Genomic DNA, 6,875 nt, shown 5'->3' on the forward strand with positions numbered 1-6,875 from the left:
CATGCCTAGAGCCCGGCGCAGGGGCGGGAGGCTTTCGTGCTGTTTTATGCGCGTCTGCCGGTGCGGGGGCGCACCGGCAGGGGCCGGTTTTTACAGGTTGGCAATAACCTTGAGGCCAATCAGGGCCGCATTGGGGATGTGGTGTGTTTCGCCTGGATGAATCAGGTACTGGAATTCAGGCTGGACCAGTACGCCATGTGTGGCGTCAATCCCGTAATACGCTTCGACCAGTTCGGAATCGTTCTGGATTCCGCGAATGGTCGACCCTAGTGAATACCCGCCATCCACGGCCAGAATTTCGCTATCGCGGCGGCGACGGCTGACTTTGTACCACGAATACAGCACGCCAAACCGGTCTGTCAGACGGGTGGGGATCAGCCCCACAAACGACAGGCCACCATAAGCCTGATCCGATATGTTGACCACATGCGGGGTGGCATGCACGTAACCCGCCATCAGGTAGCCACCGGCCATCTGGTTACGTCCGCCAAGGCGGTAGATCATCTGGTCCGCCTCCAGCCACATGGCGTCGGAGGGAGCGGAGCGTGTGCCAGGCAGGGTGTCGGCAACGTGTTTGGGCAGGACTGAGCCAATCTTGTCCGCATATCGGGTGGTGTCGTGCTCATACCCGATCACGTAGTGGCCAGCCAGACGGTTGCGGGTCAGGAAGGGTGCCCAGGTAAATTCGATTGGCAGGGACAGACCCGTTGCGTTCTCGGACCCCCATGCCCAGCCCGAAGGGTTCTCGCTCATGGTGCCCACGGAATACGCGCCAACCTGTATGGCGGTGTCCCGCGTGGGGCGGAAGCGCGCGCGCGCACCCCATGTGGCTTTTGGGTACACGCTCATGCCCGGCAACTGCTTGATGGCCACAGGAGCGGAGCAGGTGACCATGAAGGAGCACAGCAGCGGGGATGTAGCGAACACATGGGTGAGCGACATGCGGCCGAAAATGATGTCCAGCTTGTTGTTGAGCATCTTTTTCTCGGCGTACATATCTACCAGATGAGCCGCTACGTTGCCCGAGAGCGTGTACACTTCCTGCAAGGCCACATAGTATTCACCCGCGCGCACGTTCTGCGCCGCACGGCCTGCACGTTCCATGACCAGCCCATGTACCGACCAGCCGTTGAGTGCCGGATTCATGCGCCCCAGATCAAACGTGGTCTGCAAGGTCAGTTCATGCACGTAGCTGATGCCTTTCTGGCGGGGTAACCCGCCAGATGCCAGCCCCATGGCTTCCCCCTTGTAGGAGAAGGAGAACGAAAACCCCTTGTTCCTCAGCCGGTCGCGGAAGGGCATCAACTGTGGAATAAGGTGCCCCGTGCCTGCTGTGGGCACGTAGTACGGGTCTGGCAGGTCGTAGTCGCGCTGGGCGTCCCAGCTTGCGGGCAGCAGGGCGGAGGGGCCTTCCCCATTTATCAGGGAGTCCAGTTCGATCTGGTGCAGCGAGTGTGGCGTTTCCGATGGCATAATTGGCATCACGCTCAGAGGTGCCAGACCGGGGGACGGCAGAATGGGCACCCCGCTTGCTGGAATGGGCGTGTTGGCCGGGCGGCGGATGGCGCTCAGGTCCGGGCCGATGGTTTCTGCATCCAGCGGACGCAGGGACTGCGCGGGCAGGGCATGGACCTTGCTGCCGGGGTTGATGATGGTGTCAGAAATAGGGGCCGCACTTGGCTGGGCCGTAAGGGCGGAAGCATGGGTGGTCTGGGCCTGTGCCATGCCTGAGCCAAAGGGCGCATGCCACACGGAGGCCAGCGCAATGGCGTATGCGGCGGTTGTGCGGGTATGTTTTGGCCCGTGTTCGGGGGTGCCGGGGCGCTGGGGGCGGTGTATTTTTGGCATTGTTATTCCGCTTCCTCTCGCTCTTGCTGGAGGGAGTTGTCTTATGCGTGTGGTGGTTGGGTTTTAAGGAGCGTGCCGCTGGGCCGGGTGTTCAGGCCGTGCGTACAGCCTTGTGCACCGGCAGGGCATGGGCGTAACGCCAGAACGTGCTGGGCGGGGTGGCATAAGAACGGAGGCGGATATTCCGCCGGGCAGAATGTGCGACCATGTGACAGACCGTTATTGTTTTTGTGTTGTCGGTTCGCCATCAGGAGCATGAAGGGAAATGCCCGGTCAAGAGTGGTTTTGAAATATTATTACCAAAAACCAAACAGAATAGGCATTTTAGAAAAAATCGAGTGCAAATTTTTGTTATAACGATAAATTTGCAACATATGCACGGCAGCTATGCGTTATAGGCGATGTCCTGCCAGCCGCAAAGCTGCGCCCCCGCCTGCTCCAGCCCTTTGCGAAAGCCCGGCGAGCAGAGAGCCTGAAATTCGGCCTCATGTTCGTAACCTGGCATCAGCTCTTCGAGCATGGCGTTCTTGTGGGTGGCAGGATGGAAATAGATTTCAGACACACCATCGGGCAGGTGGGCTGCCAGGGCGGCCATACGTTCGGTGGTCATATGCCCGCTCCAGGCCAGCCCAAAGCACCAGTCATTTGTGATCATGCCCGCAGCATGGGCCTGATGGCGCAGCAGGGCAGTCCAGCGGCGCAGGGCGGCATCGCCCAGCGTGTCGGTATAGGTGCCTGCGGCGTATAAAGGGCGGGGCGGCTCCAGAGGCACGCGCACGGCATTCAGCCCGTAGCCTTTGCCTATGCCAATCATCATTTTACCCACGGTAGGGTGCAGGTGCATGTGCTTGTGGGCGTTGGCGTGGTCCAGCGGCAGACCCGTGCGGCTGAAGGCTTCAAACTGGGCGGTAATTTCCGCCTCCAGTTCCCGCCGTCCTTCGGGGCGGAAAAAATAGTCCACTCCAAGCCCGAACTGGGAGGAAGAGAACCAGCCATTCCCGCGCGTAATCAGCGGCAGGCGGCTGTGGGGCAGAACCGATGGTCCTTCAATAACCACCAGATGCAGGCCAACATGAAGGGAGGGCAGACGTCTGGCCCGTTCCACGGCATCCTGTGCGGCAGGGCCGGAAACCATAAGGCTGGCGGTCGAGAGGACGCCGTTGATGTGGGCCTGTTCAATGGCCTCGTTCACTTCAACCGACATGCCGAAATCATCGGCGGAAATAATGGCGCGTTTCATGGTTCTGGCAGCCCTTTGTAACCTTTGCCTGTGTCTAGCACTGGCGGGCGGGGGCTGTCATGGCTGTTCTGGGTGGGGGGCTTATGCGCCATTCCCCACCCAGCGCCATCTGTTATGCCAGATCAGGCAGCCTTGCGGCTTTTAAGGAACTGGAAGAATTCCACACCCTCGCGCAGGCGGCGCTTCATCATCTGGGGTGAACGCACCATTTCCCCAACGATGGACGCAATCTTGGGAGCGCGGAAGTAGAACTTCTTGTAGAATTCTTCCACGCTGTTGAAGATTTCTGTGTGCGACAGGTGCGGGTAGTGCAGCGGTGCAATCTGCACGCCGTTTTCGTCCAGCAGTTCTGCGTTGCTTTCGTCCAGCCAGCCGTTTTCCGTGGCTTCCTTGAACAGGGCCGTGCCGGGGTAGGGCGCGGCAAGGGAGACCTGCAACGTGTGCGGGTTGATTTCCTGCGCGAAGCGAATGGTTTCCTGAATGGTTTCCTTCGTCTCACCGGGCAGGCCCAGAATGAAGGTGCCGTGAATTTTAATGCCCAGTTCGTGGCAGTTCTTGGTGAACTCACGCGCGACTTCAACGCGCATGCCTTTTTTGATGTTGTGCAGGATCTGCTGGTTGCCACTTTCGTAGCCCACCAGAAGCAGGCGCAGGCCGTTGTCACGCAGGACCTTGAGTGTGTCGTAGGGCACGTTGGCCTTGGCGTTGCACGACCAGGTTACACCCAGCTTACCCAGTTCGCGGGCAATGGCTTCGGCGCGGGGCAGGTCGTCGGTAAAGGTGTCATCATCAAAGAAGAACTCCTTCACCTGCGGGAAATACTGCATGGCCAGACGGATTTCCGCTGCCACATGCTGCGGGCTGCGGGTACGGTAACGGTGGCCCCCCACAGTCTGCGGCCACAGGCAGAAGGTGCAGCGCGATTTGCAGCCACGGCCCGTGTAGATGGAGATGTAAGGGTGCATGAGATAGCCGATGAAGTAATCTTCAATCCGCAGGTCACGCTTGTACACTTCGGTCACGAAGGGCAGGGCGTCCATGTCTTCGATCATGGCGCGATCACGGTTGGCGATAATTTCGCCATCCTTGTTGCGCCACGTAATGCCGTCCACGTCCTTGAAGTCCATGCCATCGGCAATGTCCTTGATTGTGTAATCAAATTCATTGCGGGCAACAAAGTCGATGGGCGCACCCTTGAGCAGGCTTTCTTCCGGCTGAACAGCCACCTTGGCGCCAACCATGCCGATCTTCAGGTTCGGGTTAACGTCCTTGAGCATCTGGGCCACCTGCACGTCCTTGGCAAAGGACGGGGTGGAGGTGTGCAGCACCACCAGATCGCGGTTTTTCACGTCTTCCAGAATGGGCTCCATGCCCATGTTGGCGGGGGGGGCATCAATCAGGCGGCTGCCGGGAACCAGAGCGGCAGGCTGGGCCAGCCATGTCGGATACCAGAAAGATTTAATTTCACGGCGGGCCTGATAGCGCGAGCCTGCACCGCCATCAAAACCATCAAAAGTTGGCGGCTGGAGAAAAAGGGTTCTCATCGTCATTGGTTTTTATCCTGACAGGGGCGTAGAACGGTGGGGTCCGGCAGTAAGCTTTGGCATACATGCTGGCTCAGGGACTTCCGTATCTGCATTTGATTTAGGCAAATACTCTGGCGGATAGGAATAAAGCAAGTCTTTGCATGCGTTCACTAGGGTCCGGGGGAGAGAGTCCGTACCGGCGCAGACGCTGTGTCCGGGTGGGGGGCAATGTGCATGGTCTGGCCCCGCCAGTGGACTTCCGTTCCACTGGCACTCCCTACCATAATGGCGGCAGACAGCCAGTCCCGCAGGGGAAGCAGCAAAAGCGGCCACAGCGCGCGCGCGCCTACGGCACGGTCGATCAGGAGCGAAGTTACTCCACGCATGGCCCATATGCCCCAGAAGAATGGCAAACTCCATGCCGCATGTGGCTGAAAAAGCACAACCAGTGTTGCCCAGAACAGCGGTAGCTGGATGGAGGAGGCGGCATACCCCGCCGGAGCCAGTGTGCACACTGTGCGCCCCCAGCGCAGCTCGTGCCGGAGCAGTTCGCCAAAGCTGGATTCGGCAATGGTGGTCCATGTCATGCATTCGGCAATGGCAATGTTCATGCCAGCCTGCCGCACAAGCCTGCCTAGCAGGGCGTCATCGGCCACGTGGGGCAAAAGGGTTTCCAGCCCGCCTATGTCATTCAGCGTCTGGCGGCGCAGGGCCATGGTGGCACCCAGACAGTCCTGCCGCCCCAGATAGCGCGAGAGCATGACGCCGGGCAGAAAATTATGGTTGATCTGGCAGGCGGCCAGCATCTGCACAAGGGAACTGCTGGCCGGCAGGCCCGCATACAGCGTGGTGACCAGACCGGTATTGGGCTGGTGCAGGGCCGATACGATATGCTGCAGGTAGTCTGGCCGCACATGAATGTCGGAATCGGAAATGACCAGAATATCGTGCCGTGCCTTGGGCAGAATATTCATCAGGTTGCTGATCTTGCGGTTCAGCCCATGCAGGGCGGGGTCCACCACAAGCTCCATGTCCAGCGCGGGGTGGCGTTCCTGCAGGCGGCGTACAACGGCAATGGCGGGGTCATCCGCATCGCGCACGCCAAACAGGATCTGCATATGGGGGTAGTCCTGCGTACAAAAGCTTTCCAGAGCTTCTTCCAGCAGGGGTTCGGAGCCGTACAGGGGCTTGAGCACGGTCACCGGTGGGGGGGCGCCCAGCACAACAGGCAGCCGCTCGTTGCGGCGGAAACGCGTCAGCAATCCAGCCCCCAGTGAGGACTGGATACAGCCGGTAACAGAAAGAAGCGCGCTGGCAGCAGCCAGAAGAGGAAAAACCGCTACCATGCCCCGACCATCATGCGCCCCGTAAGGGAGAAGTATGTCTGTTTGCGTTGCCGCACGCGCCTGTTCCTGTTCCCTTTAGTCTTTGGCGTAAGCCTGAGACTTGCGTTCAAGAACGCTGATAAGGCCAGAAACGCCACCCGAGGTCAGCGTGGAGCTGAAATCCGAGCGCTGGGCCGCAGCCTGACTGATACGGGCGTCACTGAGCAGCACGTCCACAATTTTCCATGACCCGCCAGCATTGTTCATGATGTAGCTGATCTCGGTCGGGGTTGAGCCATCGCTTGCGCCAAGGTCGGTCACCACCAGCTTGTTACCGCCTACGGCGGTGTCGGTCACGGTGGGCTGAATGGTGAACTTGATGTCCGCGCCGGGTTTGAAGTTACTGACATAGCGCGAGACGGTATAAGCCCTGAACGCGGCCAGCAGCTTCTGCTTTTCGTCAACATTCAGGCCGTTGTAGCGCAGGCCGATGGAGGCTTTGAGCACCGCTTCCAGATTGTAGGATTTGTCTACGGCTGCGCCCACGATCTGGCTGCGTTCGGCAAAGCTGCCATGGGACTGCACGATCTGGTCAAGTGCCGTGTACAGTGTTTGCACGGGGGCAATCACTGCATTGGACGGAGCGGACTGGGCAAACGCAGCCGGGGCGGATACGCCAGCCCCAGCTACGGGAAGGAGCGCCATGCTCATGCCAAGCACGAGCCCTGCGCGGAAGGAAATACGTTTCATGCTTACGATTTTGTCCCGGTTGCACGGTTTGGCAAGGTTGCTTCGAGCATGTCTCCGATGCCCGTAGCGCTCACACCCAGTGCGTTAAGAGCGGTTGCGACGATGTGTGGTGCGGAGAGCCCGGCCTCGTCATACTGCGCATCCTGCGTATTGTGGTCGATAAAACGGTCGGGCAGGGCCATGGGG

At 59.5% G+C, this 6,875-nt stretch carries 6 protein-coding genes; all 6 read right to left on the minus strand.

Going from position 1 to position 6,875, the window contains the following annotated elements; all coding sequences use genetic code 11:
* Nucleotides 1–90: 90 nt before the first annotated feature.
* On the minus strand, nucleotides 91–1,848 hold the full coding sequence (locus PY793_RS10560; protein WP_408744699.1) for a carbohydrate porin: 1,758 nt from the start codon (nucleotides 1,846–1,848) through the stop codon (nucleotides 91–93).
* Between the two features lie 385 nt (nucleotides 1,849–2,233).
* Nucleotides 2,234–3,088 carry a hopanoid biosynthesis-associated protein HpnK gene (gene hpnK, locus PY793_RS10565; RefSeq protein WP_275178019.1) on the minus strand — a complete coding sequence of 285 codons (855 nt, stop codon included), beginning with the start codon at nucleotides 3,086–3,088 and terminating at the stop codon, nucleotides 2,234–2,236.
* A gap of 122 nt (nucleotides 3,089–3,210) precedes the next feature.
* Nucleotides 3,211–4,638 (minus strand): hopanoid biosynthesis associated radical SAM protein HpnJ, encoded by a 1,428-nt coding sequence (gene hpnJ, locus PY793_RS10570; RefSeq protein ID WP_275178020.1) that lies wholly within the window; start codon nucleotides 4,636–4,638, stop codon nucleotides 3,211–3,213.
* Nucleotides 4,639–4,784: 146 nt separating this feature from the next.
* Nucleotides 4,785–5,960, minus strand: a complete 1,176-nt coding sequence (hpnI, locus tag PY793_RS10575) for a bacteriohopanetetrol glucosamine biosynthesis glycosyltransferase HpnI (protein WP_275178021.1) — start codon at nucleotides 5,958–5,960, stop codon at nucleotides 4,785–4,787.
* Nucleotides 5,961–6,035: 75 nt separating this feature from the next.
* Nucleotides 6,036–6,689 (minus strand): ABC transporter substrate-binding protein, encoded by a 654-nt coding sequence (locus PY793_RS10580; RefSeq protein WP_275178022.1) that lies wholly within the window; start codon nucleotides 6,687–6,689, stop codon nucleotides 6,036–6,038.
* A gap of 2 nt (nucleotides 6,690–6,691) precedes the next feature.
* Nucleotides 6,692–6,875: hypothetical protein (locus PY793_RS10585; protein ID WP_275178023.1), on the minus strand; the 184-nt coding region annotated here is incomplete at its 5' end.

The organism is Acetobacter fabarum, from assembly GCF_029069195.1.
Classification (GTDB): Bacteria; Pseudomonadota; Alphaproteobacteria; order Acetobacterales; family Acetobacteraceae; genus Acetobacter; species Acetobacter fabarum_A.

What these genes read in the sequence shown, in the direction of transcription:
- PY793_RS10560 (WP_408744699.1), bottom strand. Translation starts at nt 1,848, where the DNA reads ATGCCAAAAATACACCGCCCCCAGCGCCCCGGCACCCCCGAACACGGG.
- hpnK (WP_275178019.1), bottom strand. Translation starts at nt 3,088, where the DNA reads ATGAAACGCGCCATTATTTCCGCCGATGATTTCGGCATGTCGGTTGAA.
- hpnJ (WP_275178020.1), bottom strand. Translation starts at nt 4,638, where the DNA reads ATGACGATGAGAACCCTTTTTCTCCAGCCGCCAACTTTTGATGGTTTT.
- hpnI (WP_275178021.1), bottom strand. Translation starts at nt 5,960, where the DNA reads ATGGTAGCGGTTTTTCCTCTTCTGGCTGCTGCCAGCGCGCTTCTTTCT.
- PY793_RS10580 (WP_275178022.1), bottom strand. Translation starts at nt 6,689, where the DNA reads ATGAAACGTATTTCCTTCCGCGCAGGGCTCGTGCTTGGCATGAGCATG.